General features: G+C 76.5%; 17 protein-coding genes. 5 read left to right on the forward strand and 12 right to left on the reverse strand.

What is annotated here, in order from left to right; all coding sequences use genetic code 11:
- Positions 1–34 precede the first annotated feature (34 nt).
- From V1J52_RS09660 to V1J52_RS09685, 6 genes are read right to left on the reverse strand one after another with little or no spacing between them, the layout of a single operon-like run.
- The gene (locus tag V1J52_RS09660) at positions 35–1,279 is read right to left on the reverse strand and encodes a cytochrome P450 family protein (protein ID WP_330139236.1); all 1,245 of its coding nucleotides are present in this window, start codon (positions 1,277–1,279) and stop codon (positions 35–37) included.
- Positions 1,276–2,574 carry a cytochrome P450 gene (locus tag V1J52_RS09665; protein WP_330139237.1) on the reverse strand — a complete coding sequence of 433 codons (1,299 nt, stop codon included), beginning with the start codon at positions 2,572–2,574 and terminating at the stop codon, positions 1,276–1,278. The genes V1J52_RS09660 and V1J52_RS09665 overlap by 4 nt, the downstream gene beginning before the upstream one ends.
- Entirely contained in the window at positions 2,571–3,266 is a 696-nt protein-coding gene (locus V1J52_RS09670) for a GTP-binding protein (protein ID WP_330139238.1), read from the reverse strand. The genes V1J52_RS09665 and V1J52_RS09670 overlap by 4 nt, the downstream gene beginning before the upstream one ends.
- Positions 3,244–3,612 (reverse strand): DUF742 domain-containing protein, encoded by a 369-nt coding sequence (locus V1J52_RS09675; RefSeq protein WP_330139239.1) that lies wholly within the window; start codon positions 3,610–3,612, stop codon positions 3,244–3,246. Before V1J52_RS09675 ends, V1J52_RS09670 begins: the two co-directional genes overlap by 23 nt.
- Positions 3,609–4,055 carry a roadblock/LC7 domain-containing protein gene (locus tag V1J52_RS09680; RefSeq protein ID WP_330139240.1) on the reverse strand — a complete coding sequence of 149 codons (447 nt, stop codon included), beginning with the start codon at positions 4,053–4,055 and terminating at the stop codon, positions 3,609–3,611. The genes V1J52_RS09675 and V1J52_RS09680 overlap by 4 nt, the downstream gene beginning before the upstream one ends.
- Positions 4,052–5,764: an ATP-binding protein gene (locus V1J52_RS09685; protein WP_330139241.1), complete on the reverse strand. Its 1,713-nt coding sequence runs from the start codon at positions 5,762–5,764 to the stop codon at positions 4,052–4,054. Before V1J52_RS09685 ends, V1J52_RS09680 begins: the two co-directional genes overlap by 4 nt.
- Before the next feature lie 296 nt (positions 5,765–6,060).
- Here V1J52_RS09685 and V1J52_RS09690 point away from each other — a divergent pair, with 296 nt between their 5' ends.
- Positions 6,061–6,756, forward strand: a complete 696-nt coding sequence (locus V1J52_RS09690) for a helix-turn-helix domain-containing protein (RefSeq protein WP_330139242.1) — start codon at positions 6,061–6,063, stop codon at positions 6,754–6,756.
- Here V1J52_RS09690 and V1J52_RS09695 read toward each other — a convergent pair.
- Positions 6,731–7,141: a VOC family protein gene (locus V1J52_RS09695; RefSeq protein WP_330139243.1), complete on the reverse strand. Its 411-nt coding sequence runs from the start codon at positions 7,139–7,141 to the stop codon at positions 6,731–6,733. The two genes, V1J52_RS09690 and V1J52_RS09695, sit on opposite strands and share 26 nt — an antisense overlap.
- Before the next feature lie 77 nt (positions 7,142–7,218).
- A complete protein-coding gene (locus V1J52_RS09700; RefSeq protein ID WP_330139244.1) occupies positions 7,219–8,838 on the reverse strand; it encodes a substrate-binding domain-containing protein in 1,620 nt (539 codons plus the stop codon).
- A gap of 168 nt (positions 8,839–9,006) precedes the next feature.
- On the opposite strand from V1J52_RS09700, the gene cutA reads away from it, so the two are divergent.
- On the forward strand, positions 9,007–9,324 hold the full coding sequence (gene cutA, locus V1J52_RS09705; RefSeq protein WP_330139245.1) for a divalent-cation tolerance protein CutA: 318 nt from the start codon (positions 9,007–9,009) through the stop codon (positions 9,322–9,324).
- 125 nt (positions 9,325–9,449) lie between these two features.
- Entirely contained in the window at positions 9,450–10,982 is a 1,533-nt protein-coding gene (locus tag V1J52_RS09710) for a glycosyltransferase family protein (protein ID WP_330139246.1), read from the forward strand.
- Here V1J52_RS09710 and V1J52_RS09715 read toward each other — a convergent pair.
- Positions 10,966–12,153 carry a S8 family peptidase gene (locus V1J52_RS09715; RefSeq protein WP_330139247.1) on the reverse strand — a complete coding sequence of 396 codons (1,188 nt, stop codon included), beginning with the start codon at positions 12,151–12,153 and terminating at the stop codon, positions 10,966–10,968. The two genes, V1J52_RS09710 and V1J52_RS09715, sit on opposite strands and share 17 nt — an antisense overlap.
- 230 nt (positions 12,154–12,383) lie before the next feature.
- On the opposite strand from V1J52_RS09715, the gene V1J52_RS09720 reads away from it, so the two are divergent.
- Complete coding sequence (locus V1J52_RS09720) at positions 12,384–13,502, forward strand: NADH:flavin oxidoreductase (RefSeq protein WP_330139248.1); 1,119 nt, start codon at positions 12,384–12,386, stop codon at positions 13,500–13,502.
- Between the two features lie 102 nt (positions 13,503–13,604).
- The gene (locus tag V1J52_RS09725) at positions 13,605–14,042 is read left to right on the forward strand and encodes a VOC family protein (RefSeq protein WP_330139249.1); all 438 of its coding nucleotides are present in this window, start codon (positions 13,605–13,607) and stop codon (positions 14,040–14,042) included.
- Here V1J52_RS09725 and V1J52_RS09730 read toward each other — a convergent pair.
- The 3 genes from V1J52_RS09730 to V1J52_RS09740 all read right to left on the reverse strand — a co-directional run bounded on the left by V1J52_RS09730 (position 13,940) and on the right by V1J52_RS09740 (position 16,361).
- Positions 13,940–14,875, reverse strand: coding sequence for an urease accessory protein UreD (locus V1J52_RS09730; protein WP_330139250.1), 936 nt, complete (start codon positions 14,873–14,875; stop codon positions 13,940–13,942). The two genes, V1J52_RS09725 and V1J52_RS09730, sit on opposite strands and share 103 nt — an antisense overlap.
- Positions 14,872–15,573 carry an urease accessory protein UreG gene (ureG, locus tag V1J52_RS09735; RefSeq protein WP_330139251.1) on the reverse strand — a complete coding sequence of 234 codons (702 nt, stop codon included), beginning with the start codon at positions 15,571–15,573 and terminating at the stop codon, positions 14,872–14,874. The genes V1J52_RS09730 and ureG overlap by 4 nt, the downstream gene beginning before the upstream one ends.
- Before the next feature lie 113 nt (positions 15,574–15,686).
- Positions 15,687–16,361: an urease accessory protein UreF gene (locus V1J52_RS09740; protein ID WP_330139252.1), complete on the reverse strand. Its 675-nt coding sequence runs from the start codon at positions 16,359–16,361 to the stop codon at positions 15,687–15,689.
- Positions 16,362–16,386: the final 25 nt, after the last annotated feature.

Consider the following 16,386-nt stretch of genomic DNA (forward strand, 5'->3'; position numbering starts at 1 on the left):
GGTTCCCCGCTGTTTCCCCGGGGCAACGCGGACCTCAGCTTCGTCCGGCGGGGGCGGTGAGCCGCACGGGGCACACCGGCACGCTGTTCCCCACGAAGCTGCCGCGCGGCAGCTCGCCCTCCTCCGCCGCGACCCGCAGACCGGGGAAGCGGGTGAACAGGCCCTCCAGGGCGATGGTGGCCTCCATGCGGGCGAGCGGCGCGCCGATGCAGAAGTGCGCGCCGTGACCGAAGGACAGGTGGCGGGCGCGGTCGCGGGTGACCTCGAAGCGGTCGGCGTCCGCGCCGTGCGTGCGCGGGTCGCGTCCGGCCGCCGAGTACCCGGCGAGCACCGGCGTGCCGCGGGGGATGAGGGTGCCGTCCACGGTGAGGTCGCGGGTGGGGTAGCGGAACGGGAAGTAGCTGACGGGGCTGTCCCAGCGCATCGTCTCCTCGACCACGTCGTCCCAGCCCGCCGTGCCGTCCAGCACCAGGGCGAGCTGGTCGGGGTGGGCGGACAGGGCGCGGACGGCGTTGGTGATGAGGTTGAGCGTCGTCTCGTGCCCGGCGATGATCATGAGCAGCAGCGTGCCGATCAGCTCCGGCTCGCTCAGCCGGTCGCCGTCCTCCTCACGGGCGGCGATCAGCGCGCTGGTGAGGTCGTCGCCCGGTTCGGCCATGCGGGCCGCCGCGACGCGCCCGAGCACCTGGAGCATCTCCTGGTTCGCCGCCATGACCTCCCCGGGCGCCAGGCTGGTGGAGACGATGCGGTTGGACAGGGCGTGCAGCCGGTCCTGGTGCTCGGCGTCCACGCCCAGCAGCTCGCAGATGACGCCCATGGGCAGCGGCATGGCGAAGTGCCGCCGCAGGTCGGCGACGCCGTCACCCTCGGCCACCGCCCGCTCCAGGTCGTCCAGCAGGGCCGCCGTCAGCTCCGTGACGCGCGGGCGCAGGGACTCCACGCGGCGTGCGGTGAAGGCGCGGCTGACCAGCGAGCGCAGCCTGCGGTGGTCCGCGCCGTCCGCCGTCGTCATGCCCTGCACCGTGGCGAACGTCCGCATCGGCCAGCCCTCGGGTATCTCCCCGGCCTGGAGGGCGGCGAAGTGTCTCGCGTTCTTGGCCACATCGGGGTGGGACAGGAACTCCTTCAGCTCCTCGTGCCCGAGCACCGCCATGCCGGGGACCTCCCCGGGCAGGACGACGGGGGCGACGGCGCCCTCGGCGAGCAGCCGGGCGTTCGCGGCGTGCGGGCAGCCGCCGGCGGGGTCCATGCGGTGGGGGGTGCGGTGCGCCTGGGTCATCTTCGCTCTCCTTGCGGTGCGGCCGGGGGGTGGGGAGCGGCGTCCGGGAGGGACAGCCGCGGGTCGGTGAACCGGACGGGGAGCGCGGCGAGGCCCTTGGACCAGGGCGACTTCACCCAGGCCAGCTCCCGTTCGGGCACCGACAGCTCCATGTCCGGCAGCCGGTGCCGGATCGTGTCGACCGCCGTGCGGGCGATGAGGCGGGCCGGGTCCTGCGCGGGGCAGGTGTGCGGGCCGGCTCCGAAGGCCAGGTGCGAGCGGTTGCCCACGACGGGACGGCCGCCGGGCGGCAGGACCTCCGGGTCGGTGTTGGCGGCCGCCAGTCCGAGGATGAGCATGTCCCCGGCGCGCACGTCCTGGCCGCCGAACCGCAGGTCGCGGGTGGCGTAGCGGGCGGGGAAGTTCTGCGTGGGCGGGAAGCGCCACAGGACGAGGTCCAGCGCGTCGTCCACGCTGAGCCGTCCGCCCGCCAGCGAGGAGCGGAAGCCCGGGTCGGTCAGCAGGATGCGCAGGGTGGTGGCGATCCAGTTGACCGTGGTCTGGTTGCCCGCGACGAACATGACGACGAGGTTGTGCAGCACCTCCTCGTCGGACAGCCGCGCGGGGTGACGCAGCAGGGCGGACGTCACGTCGTCACCCGGGGCGCGCCGCTTCTCCTCGATGAGCCGCATGAGGATCGCGCCCATGCGGCGGCTGGCGTTCACCGAGTCGGCGTTGGCGGCGACGGTCCCGGCGATCGCCTGGACGAGCTGCTGCCCGGTCCGGTCGTCCAGGCCCAGGAGCGTCGTGATGACCTGGAGCGGCAGTCTGCGCGCGTAGTGCGGGACGAGGTCGGCCTCGCCCCGCTCCGCGAACGAGACGATGAGGCGCTCGGCGGCGGTCCGCACGGTGCGCCGCAGTTCGTGCCCGTTGACGCGGGACAGGGCGTCCGCGACGGCGGCCCGCATGCGGCGGTGCTGCTGCCCGTCGGCGAACAGCAGCGCGGGCCGCCAGCCGACCATGGGCAGGATCGGCGAGTCCGGCGGCACCCGGCCCTCGCGCAGCAGCGTCCAGCGGCGCGGGTCGTGCGAGAAGTCCTGCTCCTCGCGGGTCAGCCGCAGCAGTTCCCGGTGGCCGAGCACGAGCCAGGCGTCGATGCCGGGCGCGATGGTCACCGGGGCGACGGGCCCGTGCCGCTGCCGCAGCTCCTCGTAGAGCTGCGGCAGGGCGTCGCCGTCGAGCTGCGGCCCGTACAGCGGGGTGGCCGGGCAGCGTCCCGCGCCGGGGCCGGCGCGGTCGGGGAAGAGACCGGTCATGAGAGCTCCGCGGCGTTGATGAGGTGGGAGACCAGGGCGATGAGCGCCCGCACCGAGGAACTCGGCTCGCGGGCGTCGCACATCACCAGGGGGGTGTGGGGGAGCAGGTCGAGTGCGTCCCGCAGCTCCCGCTCGTCGTACTCGGGGCTGCCGGGGAAGGTGTTCACGGCGACGGCGAACGGCAGCCCGAGGTCCTCCAGGTGGCCCAGCGCGTCGAAGGACGCCGCCAGGTCCCGGGTGTCGACGAGCGCGAGCGCGCCGAGCGATCCGCTGGCGAGCTGCCGCCAGGCGGGCAGGAAGCGCTGCTGCCCGGGGGTGCCGAACAGGTAGAGGACGAGGTCGCCGTCGAGCGTCATGCGGCCGAAGTCGAGGGCGACCGTGGTGGTGGTCTTCGTCCGCTCCCCGCTGGTGTCCACCCGCGCCCCGGCCTGGCTCATCACGGCCTCGGTGGACAGCGGTCTGATCTCCGAGACGGTGCCGATGAGCGTCGTCTTGCCCACGCCGAGCGGGCCGACGACGAGGATCTTCGCCGCCCCGGCGACGCTGGAGCGCACGTAGCGGTTGTCGTCCGGCGCGTCGTGGGCCCCGGGGGCGTCGCGTGCCGCTGCCGTTTCGGGCGCGGCACGCGTTCCGGGCGTGGCGGGCGCCGCCGGTGCGGCCCCAACGTGGTCAGAGGCGGCTTTCGAGACCATGGAGAACCTTTCTGAGCATGGTCACATCGGCGCGTTCGGCGGCCGGGACGGGCGGGCGGGTCACGATCAGGCCCCAGCCGAGCAGGTCGGCCAGCAGGACCTGGAGCACCGAGGGCGGCTGGCCCACGTGTGCGGCGATCTCGGCGACCGACAGCAGCCCCGCGCAGTGCGCCAGGATGTGCCGGTGCTCGGGCTGGAGCCCGGGTACGGGCCCCGGGGGACCGTCGTCCACCGCGCGGACGAGCGTCTCCCAGGGCAGCGGCTCACTCGGGACGCCCGCCCGGCCGCCGGTGATGACGTACGGGCGGACCGCCGGTGCCGTCCGTTCCTCCCAGTCACCCGTCATGGCGACGGGCTCACCGAGTCCCTGGGACGCGTGCTGAGGTGGGCGCCGATCTTGGCCACCAGCAGCTGCATCTGCTGGGCCACCAGGCCGACGTCGGCCTCCAGGTCGGTGGCCACGCCCAGGTGGGCGCCCACCCCCGCGGCGGTGAACAGGACGAAGCCGTGCTCGGACTCCAGCATGAGCTGGCGCACGCCCGCGCCGCTGCCGAAGAGGAGCGAGGCGGTCGAACGGCCGGTCATCGTCATGCCGGCGCACGCGGCGGCCAGCGACTCGGCCTCGTCCCGGCCGAGTTCGACGACCGTGCCGCTCAGTCCCTCGGCCGACGCGTGGCCCAGGTGGAGCCCGTCCTCGGAGAGGACCACGGCGTGCCGTACGCCGGGGATGTCGGTCAGCGGGCGCAGCATCCAGCCCAGGTCGGGGAGTCTGGCTATGGTTCCGGTCACGGACGGGCTCCATCGTGGTCGTCGGTCTGCTCGGTGTCCTGGGCCGCCGCCCGGCCGCGCCGGGAACCGGACACGACGCTGGCCACCGAGGCGCGGGCCGCCTCCGGGGACCAGTCGGGCGCCGGGCGTCCGCCGTCGGGACGCGGCGGGGCCAGGGGCGCGGGCCGCTGCTGCGGGCCGCCCTGCGGGGCCCCGGGGCCCGTCTCGCGGCGCCGGCTGCGGCGGCGGGGGAGCGCGGGGTGCTCGGACGCGTCCTGCGGCGCGTCCTGCGCCGCCCGGTACGGCCCGTCCTGCGCCGCCGGGTGCGGCGGCTGGTGCGGGGCGGGGTACCGCTCCGCCGCGCGCGGCGCCGCGTGCCGGGGCCCGGCGTGCCCGGAGCGGGTCCGCGCCGGGTGGTCCTGCGCCGCGTGGTCCTGCGTGTGGTGCTGCGCCTGGTGCTGCACGGCGGGGGCCGGTGCGGCGTGCGCCGGTGCGTGGCCGGGCGCCGACGGCGGCACCGCGAACCCGGCGGCGTCCTGGCCGTACCCCGGGGCCTGCTGCGGGAGGGCGTGGGCGCCGGTGTCCTCGGTGAGGCCGGGCAGCGGTTCGGTCAGCAGCCGGTGCGGCACGAAGACGACGGCCCGGGTGCCGCCGTACGCCGAGGCGCCGCTCAGCTCCACGTTGAAGCCCAGTTCGCGGGCCCAGCGTCCGACGCAGGCCAGTCCGAGCCGGGGCACGGCACCGAGCTGGGCGAGGTCGAGGTCGTCGCGGAGCCGGCCGACCGCCTGGTCGAGCACGTCCGGCGGCATGCCGAGTCCGGCGTCGTCGATCTCGATGACCGCGCCCGCGCCGACCTCCCGCAGCGTCACCACGACCTGCGTGCGCGAGGGGGAGAAGACGGTGGCGTTCTCCAGCAGTTCGGCGACCGCGTGCATGACGCCCTCCACGGCGGGCGGCACGACGTACAGCGTCTGGCCGCCGTGCACGTCCACCCGGCCGAACTCGACGATCCGCGACTGCGCGCCGCGCACGCAGTCGTACAGCGTCACGGGGCGCACCTCGCGGCGCGCGGGCCAGATGCCGCACATGACCAGCAGCGTCTGGGCCTTGCGGGTCATCTGGGCCGCCGCGTGGTCGGCCTTCATGACCTCGCTCATCAGCCGCGGGTCGGTGAGGAGCTGCTCGACGTGGTCGAGCACCTGCTGCTGCACGGTCGCCATGGCGTGCATGGTGCGGGCGACGGACTCGAAGGCGGCCTGCACCGAGTCGCGCAGGGCGCGTTCGCGGCGCACGGCCTCGTCCGAGCCGAGTCCCTCGGCGATGGCGGCCACGTCGCGGGCGAAGCCGTCCCCGGTCTGGTCGGGGGACGCGACCGGTCCCGGCACGCCGTCCAGCCGCCGTCCCGCGCGCACCCGTTCGGCGATGGCGGGCAGCCGTACGCCCGCGAGGTGCGCCAGCTCCGCGGCTCTGGCGTCCGCGGTGGCCTGCGCCTCGCGCCGCCGCGCCTCGGCGTCGGCCGCGCGGCCGCGCGAGCGCAGCGCCCAGGACGCGGCGAGGACGACGAGGACCGCGAGGCCGGCGGCGAGCGCCCGCGCTGCGGTGGGCGCGGGAAGCAGCGCGGCGGCGGCGCCGCACACGAGGGCCACCGCCGCGGCCGTGCCCCACCACGCGCCCGCAGGGCGGCGGCGTGACTCCTGCCTCTTCCTGCGCTCCACTGGCCGTTTCAGCATGGAGTCCACAAAGCCACTGCCCCTCCGTTGGACGCGTCTCAGCACCCGGCAATGATCCATTCCGGTCAGATACCTGGGAGCAACTTGCCATACGGGGGGTGGTGTTCTCCAGTTCCGGCCGGACGTCCCGGTGTTTGAACGGCGCGAACCGGAGGATTGCGACCATTCGTTGAACGAGAAGGACAATGGCCGGTCAACTGCGGGTGAAGGTGTTGCGGAGGCCACCGGGGCGGCTACGCTGCCGATGTGGACATCCCCGCCGGCCCGCCCGGACGCGCCGCGCCGGTGGGCTGAGCGTGTACCGCGAACGCCCCTCGTCGCTCGGCGGCGGCGCCGTGCTCTGGTCCCGGACGGCCGCGTCCGCTCCCGCGACGGCGCGTGTCCTGCCGGACGGCTGCATGGACCTCATCTGGCACGACGGGCTCCTCGTCGCCGGTCCCGACACGCGGGCCCAGCTGAGCACCGAGCAGCCCGGCGACGCCTGGACCGGCCTGCGCTTCGCGCCCGGCACCGGACCGGCCGTCCTCGGCGTGCCCGCCCACGAACTGCGCGACCGGCGGGTGCCGCTGGACGCGCTGTGGCCCCCGGCGCGCGTCCGGCGGCTGGCCGAGTACGTCGCCGGGGCCGCCGACCGGGGCGCGGCGCTGGAGACGGTCGCCGCCCGCACGGCGGGAGCGGGGCCCGGGGCGGCCGACCCGCTGTACCGCGCGGTGGCCGCGGGCCTCGCGGCCGGACGCGGCGTGGCGGAGGTCGCCCGCGCGGCCGGACTGAGCGAGCGCCAGCTCCACCGCCGGTCCCTGCGCGCCTTCGGGTACGGCCCGAAGACGCTCGCGCGCGTGCTGCGGCTCCAGCGCGCGCTGGCCCTGGCCCGCGGCGGACTGCCCCTGGCCGCGGTGGCCGCCGGGGCGGGTTACGCCGACCAGGCGCACCTGGCGCGGGACGTGCGCGCGCTGGCCGGCGTCCCCCTCACGACGCTGCTGGCACCTCGCTGAGCGGTGCGTAGAGGTCCACGGGCGTGCCGTCCGGGTCCTGCACGATGGCGTAGCGCTGGCCCCAGAAGGCGTCCCACGGCTCCTTGAACCCCGGGTGCCCGGCGCCCGTCACCACCGCGTACATCCGGTCGACGTCCGCCGGGTCCGCGCAGCGGAACGCCAGCGACACCCGGCCCGCGCCGCCGGGCATCTCCCAGCCCGGGTGCGTGGACCTGACCACCTCCACGGTGTCCCAGGCCAGCCGCACGCCGCCCGCTCCAACGGCCTCGGCGTGCGGGGCGGAATCGGCCTCGGGCGGGATGTCCATCCCCAGCAGGCGGTAGAAGGCGAGTGTGGCGGCCATGTCCGCCGTCACCAGGCCCACGAAGTCGAACTGAACAGTCATGCCCCGCACGCTAGACGGGTCCGCGGCCGTCCGTCTTGAACGAATCGGACGCACCGCCGCACCTGCCCCGGAAGGACTCAGGTTCCGGCCCCGTCCGCCCCGTCCGCCCCGTCCGCCCCGTCCGCCCCGTCCGTCGCGGCCACGGGCAGGCCCGGCGGGGCCGGGCGGCACAGGACCGGGTTCTGGAGTTCGGCGCAGGGCCGGTGGCCGTGCGAGCGGATGACGTCCTTGCCGACCTCGTTCGTCAGGTAGCGCAGGAAGCTGGCGGCCAGCGAGTCGGCCGGGGGCTCGCCGTAGGTGTGGGCGTACTCCGTCTCCCAGAACGGATAGGCGCCGTAGTCGGCGGCCTCCAGGGTGGCCCCGCGCCCGTCGATGGTCACCAGCAGCACGTCCCGGCGCCCCGACGCCTGGCCGAACGCGCTGTAGCCGAGGGCGCCGGGCGTGCGGGCGACGGTGTCCAGCACCCCGGTGGTCGAACCGCGTTCGCAGCGCAGCGGCCCCCCGGGAGCGCCGGGCGCCCGCGTCCGGCAGTCGTCGGAGGTGTACGCGGGCTCCTGCCTGCCGCCGAGCACCTGCTGCTGGAACGTCCTGCGGGTGCCGGAGTCGGGGTAGCGGCCCACCAGGCGGACCGGCCGGTCCGCGCCGCCCACCTGCTCCCAGCTGGTGACCTCGCCCGCGTACAGCCGCCTGATCTGCCCCAGCGTGAGGTCCCGCACGCCCGCCTCCTCGTTGACGACGAGGGTGAACAGGGAGAACGCCAGGGGCCGGGGCAGCAGTTGAGGATGGCCGTCGCCCTTGGCGCCGTCGGTGAACGCCAGGTGCTCCGGGGACTCCCCGCCGCTCTCGTGCCCGCTGCGCTCCAGCGCGCGCAGCCCGTCCGTGCTCCCCTCGGCGGCGACGGTGAAGCGGGCGCCGGGGCACGTCCTGCGGTAGGCGTCGGCGGCGTCGCGCAGCACCGGCGCGAAGGCGGTGGAGCCGGAGAGGGTGAGCCGTCCCGACGCGCAGTCCAGCGGCGCCGCCTGTCCGTCGCCGAGGGACAGGGCGACCTGGCCGAGGACCACCAGCACGAGGAAGCAGATCAGCGCGACGACCGGCCGGGAGACGCCCGTCCGGCTCCGGGTCCGCTGGATGCCGCCGTTCCCGACGCCGCCCTTGACGCCCCCGACGATCTCCGGATCGGGGAACCCGCCGGCGGGCACGTCCCCGCCGTCCGGCGTGCGTTCGAGCAGGGCGAGGACCTTGTAGTGCGCGGACCGGTTGAGCGGCACCTTGGGCAGCTCGATGACGCCGTCGCGGACGCTCAGCCCCGAGTCCTCGTTGAAGCACGGGCGCAGGAAGTCGTCGCTGAGTTCCGTCACCACCATCCCGGCCACCCGGCGCCCGGGGAACCTGACGCGGAGACCGACCTTGTCGTCGGGGAGGACGGCGTAGTCGCCGGTGTCGATGGGCGTGGCACCGTCGTTCTCGACGCGCAGCAGCACGAAGGAGGGATCGGTCAGCCGGGCACCGCCCCCGTCCCGCATCTGCTGGAGCGCGCCCGCGTGGTGCGAGTGGACGACGTCGGTCGCCGTGGTGTCCATCTGCACCCGGTAGCCGAGCCGTTTGCGGCCGACGAAGACGAACTCGTACAGCGCTGCGGCGATCGGGACGACGACACCGAGGACCGCGAGCAGGACTTCCCAGCGCAGTACGCCCATGACCGCCTCCTCCCCCCACGGGAGATCCGGGTACCGGGCGGTCCAACCTACGAGCGCGCGGCGGCCCCGGGGAGGTGCGGTGTCCGGCTCCGGGCGAGTGTTCACCCAACGTTGGGACGCCGCATCCCCGTGTGCCACCCGTGCCGCCCGGCGGCTACCGTGCCCGTCATGGAGTCCCTTCTGACCGTGCTCACGACGACCGACAGCCCGGAGAAGGCCGAGGCCCTCGCCGCCGGGGCCGTCGACCGGCGGGTGGCGGCCTGCGCCCAGATCAGCGGCCCCGTCACGTCCGTCTACCGATGGGAGGGCGCGGTGCGCACCGACCCGGAGTGGCAGGTGCTGTTCAAGACGACCGCCGCCCGCTACGACGCGCTGGAGCGCTACCTGGGGGAGGCCCACGACTACGACGTGCCCGAGATCATCGCCACCCCCGTCACGGCGAGCGCGGCCTACGCGGGCTGGGTCGCCGAGGAGACCGCGCCCTGACCGCTCCGGTCCGCCCGGCCGGCCGTCCGCGGCCGACGGGCGGGAGGCGGCCGGTGCGCCTCGCGCGGCCTGGGTGGCCCGCGCGGCCTGGGTGGCCCGCGCGGCCCGGGTGGCCCGGGTGGGCGGTGTGGGCGGTCCCGGCGCTGGTGGCGCTGGCGCTCGGCGCGTGGGGCATCCGGCGCGGCGGCTCGCTGTGGCGGGACGAGGCCGTCACCGAGGCCGTCGCCCACCGCTCGCTGCCGCAGCTGTGGGCCCTCGTGCAGGAGGTCGACGCCGTCCACGCCGCCTACTACGCGCTCGTGCACGGCTGGTTCGCGGTGTGGGACGGCGGGACGGTGGCGCTGCGGCTGCCGTCGGTGGCCGCCACCGCCCTCGCCGCGGCGGGCGTCGCCGCCATCGGCCGGCGGCTGGTCTCCCCGCGCGCCGGGCTGCTGGCCGGGCTCGCCTACGCGCTCCTGCCCGCGGTGCAGGACTACGCGCGGGAGGGCCGCTCGTACGCGCTGGTGGCCGCGTGCGTGGTGGGGTCCACGTGGTGCCTCGTGCGGGCCTGCGCCGCCCGGACCCGTGACCGGGAGGCCCCCGGCGGCGGCCTGCCCGGCGGGGCGCGCTGGTGGGCGGGGTACGTGGCGCTCGCGCTCGCCGCCTCCTGGCTGCACCTGTTCGCCGTCCTGGCCCTGGCCGCGCACGCGGTGACGCTGCGCCTGGCCGCCGCACCCCGCGCCGTCCGGCGCGCCCACACCGCCTGCGCCGCCGCCGTGGCGGCCGGGCTGGCGCCGCTGGCCGCGCTCGCAGCGGGACAGTCCGGCGCCCAGCTCGGCTGGCTGTCGCGCCCCGGGCCCGGCGAGTGGGCCGCGTTCCTCGGGACGGTGACGGCCGCCGCGCTGCTGGCCGCCGTCCGAGCCCCCGCCGGTTCCACCGCCCCCGGTGCCCGCCGGGGCCCCTTCGCGGTGCGGCACCTCGCGCTGCCCCTGCTGGCCGTGCCGTGGGGAGCGCTGCTGGCCGTGTCGGTGGTGCGGCCGTACTACGTCGACCGGTACGTCCTGTACTGCGTGAGCGGGCTGGCCCTGCTCGCCGGCGCCGCCGCCGACCGGGCGGCGGACCGGGCGGCGGACCGGTCCGGGCCGCGCCGCCGCCTTCTCCGCCCGGCGCATGCCCGGGCCGCGCTCGCGCTGCTCCTCGCGGCGGCGGCCGCGGTGCTCGTGCCGTGGCACGCGGCGGTCCGCACGCCCGAGGCCCGCAAGGACGACGCGCTGGCCGTCGCCCGCGCTGTCGGGGAGGCCACGGCGCCCGGGGACGCCGTCCTGTTCCTGCCCGCCCGCCGCCGGGACTGGCTCCTGCACGACCCCCGCCGGTACCGGACGCTCGACGACATCGCCCTGCGGGAGACGCCCGAGGCGTCCGGCACCCTGCGCGGCGTCGAGCACCCGGCCCGCGAGATCCGCCGGCGGATGCTCGCCGAGGACTCGATCGTCACCCTGGCCGACCCCGAGGGCCAGCCGCTGGACCAGGTGCCCGCGGAGGCCGTCAAACGGGACGTGCTGGCCCGCTACTTCACCGTGTGCGCGACGGCCGCGCCGCACGGCGCCCGGGTCACCGTGTGGTCCCGCGACTGCGGGCGGACCTCCCCGGGCGCGCGGCGGCTCAGCGCAGGGCGGTGACGTTGAGCAGCCCGGCGGTCGTCCCGGCGCCCGGGTTCCGCACGACGCCGGGGGTGGCCGCCTCCGTCAGCGCCTGCGCCACGCCCGCCGGATCACGGTGCGGGCGCTGCCCCAGCTCCAGCGCCACCGCGCCGCTGACCAGTGCGGCGGCCATGGAGCTGCCGGACAGCGTGGCTGTGGCCGTGTCCGAGGTGTGCCAGGCGGAGGTGAGGTTCGTGCCCGGCGCGAAGAGGTCGATCAGCGGACCGTAGTTGGCGAACGGGGCCCGTTCGTCGCGTTCGTTCGTCGCGCTCACGGTCAGCGCCTCGGGAACCCGGGCGGGGGAGTACCGCGACACGTCGCCGTTCGAACCGCCGGCCGCCACCGAGAAGGTGAGGCCCTCGGCGATGGCCCCGCGCACCGCCGCGTCCAGCGCCGTGTTGGCCGCGCCGCCGATGCTCATGTTCACCACGGAGGGCCCGTCCGCGTGCGCCACGACCCAGTCGATGCCCGCGATGATGCCGGACACCGTGCCACTGCCGTGGTCGTTGAGCACCCGCACCGCGACGACGTCGGCGGCCTTCGCCACGCCGTACGTCTCCCCGGCCACGAGCGCCGCCACATGCGTGCCGTGCCCGTTGCCGTCCCCGGAGTCGAAGTCGCCGTCCACGACGTCCCTGCCGTGGACGGCCCGGCCGCCGAACTCCTGGTGGGTGACGCGCACGCCGGTGTCCAGGACGTAGGCGGTGACACCGGCTCCCGCCCGGCGCGGGTAGGCGTACCGGCCGTCCAGCGGCAGCGTGCGCTGGTCCAGCCGGTCCAGGTGCCAGGGCGCGGGCTGCTGCACGCCCAGCGGGCGCAGCGGCGACTCGGGCGCGCCCAGGCCCGGTCTCCCGGTGTCCAGCGCCCGCACCGGCGTGTCCGGCACGACCCGTTCGACGCCCGGCAGCGCCGCGAGCCGCCGCGCCTGCGCGGGCGTCGCACGCACCGCGTACCCGTCCAGGGCGGCCCGGTACGTCGCCGTGACGCGGGCCCCCGCCTCCCGGACACCGGACGCCGAGGCGGCCCCGGGTGAGCCGTCGAGCACCACGACGTAGCCGCTCGCGCGCGCCTCCCCGGCGGTGGCCGGGGTGAAGCCGAGCGTCAGACCTGCCAGTGCCGCGAGCGTCGCGGCCGTACGCAACCGTGCCATGAGGGGTCTCCTCCGCAGTGGGGGTGCGAGTGATGGCCCGAGTGTGGCAGCCCGGAGCCCGCTTCCCCAGAGGGCGTGCGCCCGCTCACGCCCTCCGGCCCACCGCCAAAGGGCCGTGAGCGAAACCACCCGCCCGGCCGGGAATCGCCGCGCGGCCCCGGCGGTTGGCGTGGGGTGGCCGCGCGTGTGCCGAAGGGCGCGGCCACCGTCGAACGAAAGTGGTTACCTTCATGTCCTCCAGCCCCGCCGCGCGTGCCGAGCAGGTGCTCGTCCGCCCGTTCTCCCTGGGCAGCATGACCCTGCGCAACCGCCTCGCCATGGCGCCGATGACCCGGGAGTTCTCGCCCGGCGGCGTGCCCGGCGCCGACGTCGCGGAGTACTACGCGCGGCGCGCCGCCGCGGGAGTGGGCCTCATCATCACCGAGGGCACCTACGTCGACCACGCCTCCGCGGGCACCAGCGACCGCGTGCCGCGCTTCCACGGCGAGGACGCGCTCGCGGGCTGGGCCGAGGTGGCGGGGGCCGTCCACCGCGCGGGCGGAGCCATCGTGCCGCAGCTCTGGCACGTCGGCATGGCCCGCACGGCGGGCGCCCCGCCCGTCCCCGAGGCGCCCCGCGTCGGCCCGTCGGGCATACCGCTGGACGACTCCGAGCCGGGCCGCGCGATGACGGCCGCCGACCTCGACGACGTCATCGCCGCCTTCGCGCGCGGCGCGGCGGCGGCCGAGGCGAACGGCTTCGACGGCATCGAGGTGCACGGCGCCCACGGCTACCTGATCGACCAGTTCCTGTGGGCCCGCACGAACCGGCGCACCGACGCCTACGGCGGTGACGCCGTCTCCCGCACCCGTTTCGCCGCCGAGATCGTCGCCGCCTGCCGCGCGGCCGTCTCGCCCGGCTTCCCGATCCTCTTCCGCATGTCCCAGTGGAAGATGGGCGACTACCAGGCCCGGCTGGCCGAGTCGCCGCAGGAGCTCGAAGCCGTCCTCACCCCGCTCGCCGAGGCCGGAGCCGACGCCTTCCACTGCTCCACGCGCCGCTACTGGCTCCCGGAGTTCGACGGCTCCGACCTCAACCTCGCGGGCTGGGCGAAGAAGCTGACCGGCAAGGCGACCGTCAGTGTCGGATCGGTCGGCCTGGACAACGAGTTCACCCGCGCCTTCCAGGGCGAGCGCGGCGCCGTCACGGGCATCGACGGGCTGCTCGACCGGCTGGAGCGCGACGAGTTCGACCTCGTGGCCGTCGGCCGTGCCCTGCTGGGGGACCCGGAGTGGGCCGCGAAGATCCTCAGCGGCCGCACCGACGACCTCACCCCCTTCGAGGCCGCCGCTCTCACCACCCTCCGCTGACGACCCGCCCGCGACGGGGCGCGGGGCGTAGGTCCCGCGCCCGAGCCGCGCCCCGTCCCGGGGCGGTTCCGCCAGGGGCGGGGTACGGCCATCCTCGTCCCCATGACGCACACCTGGCCCGGACACCTGGACGCCGGCGCCGTCCGGTTCGCCCGCCCCACCGCCCGCTACGACGCCGTCCTGCACTTCTACCGCGACGACCTCGGCCTTCCGCTGCTGGGCGCCTGGCGCGGCCACGCGGGCTACGACGGCGCGTTGTTCGGCCTGCCCGGCGCCCCGGTGCACCTGGAGATCACCCAGCACGGCAGCCCGCCGCGCGTCCCGGAGCCGCACCCGGAGAACCAGCTCGTGCTGTACCTGCGCGGCCCGGCGGCCGTCGCGGCCGCCACCGACCGCCTCACGGCACGCGGCCACACCCCCGTCGCCGCCGCCAACCCCTACTGGCCCGAGCGCGGAGCCGTCCTCTTCTCCGACCCGGACGGCTGGCTCGTCGTCCTGGCCCCCTGGGTCTTCGGTGAGGAACCGCCCCCGTCCGTCTGAGGCACCGGCCCCGGCCGCCCGCCCCGGCCGAGCGTGCTCCACAGGCCGTCGAGGAGGCGGCGCAGGCACGGGCCGTCCGGCGCGACGGCGGTGACGAGCACGGCGGGACCGGCGAGGGGCGTCAGGAGGGCCTGGCCGTCGCCGGGCGGGTCACCGAGGAGCCGGGCCCCGGGCGGATCGTCCGCGAAGGCGGGATCGACCACGAGGAGCTGCCCGGCCGTGCGGTGCCCGCCGAGGACGGCCGGGCCGTCCCAGCCGGGCACCCCGGGCCCGTACGCCGCCTCCTGGTCGAGGAGGACGCGCCCGCCGCGCCGGACGGTGAGCCGGGTGGCCACCCGGCCGGGCGGCTCCCCCGCCCGCCCGAGCACCTGCTCCTCGCGCAGCACGAGCCGGGCGGTGGGCGCGAGGTCGACCGTCCACGTCTGCCGCAGGCTGCTGCCGGCGGCGCAGATCAGCGGCTTGGGCAGCCAGTGCAGCCCGGCCTCCTTTGCCACGGTCAGGTGGACGTCGTAGGAGGCGGGGCCGGGCACGGGGCCCCGCAGGGCGAGGGTCGCGGCGGCGGACGTCACGTGGAGCACCGCGTGCGGCCGCACGGTGGCCTCGATGCGCAGCCGGTCCCCGCCGAGCGGCGCGCTCATGGCGCCGACGACGCACACGCGCGCCTCGGTGCCGCGGGAGCGCAGGCGCCGCAGCTCGAAGGGCCCGTCGCCGTCGAGGACGGGGAGCGTGGTGATGCCGCCCCCGGTGGCCGCCGTGATGCGGGCGGTGGCCCGGACGCCCGCGAAAGGCGCCTGCCGGGCGGTCGGCACGGCGTCTGCGGTCGTACGGGTCATGCGGCGCCCGCGGTCCAGTGGGCGAGGCGGTCACGGACCCAGGCGGCGACCGGCTCGACGCCCTTCTCCTCCTTGAGGCAGGTGAAGGCGACGGGGAGGTCGCCGCGCTGCGCCTTCGCGTCACGGGCCATGCCCGCCAGGTCGGACCCGACGTACGGCGCGAGGTCGGTCTTGTTGACGACGAGGAGGTCGGCCGTGGTGAGGCCGGGGCCGCCCTTGCGCGGGATGTCGTCGCCGCCGGCCACGTCGATGACGAAGACCTGCGCGTCGACGAGCCCCCGGGAGAACGTGGCGGTGAGGTTGTCGCCGCCGGACTCCACCAGGACGAGGTCGAGCGGGCCGGCCTCGTCCTCCAGGTCCTCGACGGCTTCGAGGTTGGCGGAGATGTCGTCGCGGATGGCGGTGTGCGGGCAGGCGCCGGTCTCCACGGCCCTGATGCGCTCGGGCGGCAGGACGGCCTCGCGGAGCAGGAAGTCGGCGTCCTCGCGGGTGTAGATGTCGTTGGTGACCACGGCGATGGACAGCTCCGCGCGCAGGGCCCGGCACAGTGCGGCGACGGTGGCGGTCTTGCCCGAACCCACCGGCCCGCCCAGGCCGACGCGCAGGGCGCGCCGGGTGCCGTCGGAACGTCCGGGTCCGGCGGCGCGGTGGGTGTGCCGGTGGGGGAACCTCTCGTCGAGGTCGGAACCGAGGTGCATGCGTGACTCCCTGGCGTGGTGGGCGTGGTGGGCGTGGTGGGCGTGGGTGACGCGGGTACTGGGTCCGGTGGGGGAGGCGGCCGCCCGGTGTGCGGTGGCCGGTTCACGGGCGCTCAGGACGCGAACAGGCGTACCGGCCAGGCGGCGTGCTGCTGCGCGGTGACGTCCAGCAGCGGTGCGGAGGCGGCCGGAAGCGCGTCCGTGCCCTCCGCGCGGACGCGCCGGGCGGCGTCGGCGGCGGTTGCGGCGACCCGGTCCAGCTCCGGCGCCAGGCGGGCGAGGACGGCGGTGGCGTCGAACGGGTCCAGGCCCAGCAGCCGGACCGTCGCGGTGGCGGGCGCGCTGACGGCCTCGTAGACCGCCGCCGACGCGGCGTCCAGTGGTGCCAGCCCGGCCGACCGGGCGGCTAGGCCCAGCACCACCGGCTGGTGCGCTCCCTGCGGCCGGGCGGCGGCCAGCGCGTCCAGCCCGGCCGACGGCCAGGTGGCGCGGGCGGCGCGCATCATCTGGCGGCCGAGTCTGCGGGCGGTGGTCCGCAGGGCCAGCACGGGGGTGCGGGCGTCGGCGGCTTCGTCCAGTTCCAGCGGGGCGTGCCCCGCGGCGGCCGCGGCGGCCAGCGCCGCCGCGACCAGGCCCGCGGTGTGCAGCCGTCCCCGGCAGAACTCCTGGAGCGAGTCCGCGTCGCGGACCCGGCCCGCCGCCACGGCCGCCTCGGCCCCGCCCGATTGGGCGTGCCCTCCGGCGGGGAACCGGCCGTCGGCCAGGATGAACAGTGCGGCACGGTTCATGGGGCGTGGGGTCACCTTTCCTCCT

It is taken from the genome of Streptomyces solitudinis, assembly GCF_036323765.1.
In the GTDB taxonomy this organism is placed as follows: domain Bacteria; phylum Actinomycetota; class Actinomycetes; order Streptomycetales; family Streptomycetaceae; genus Streptomyces.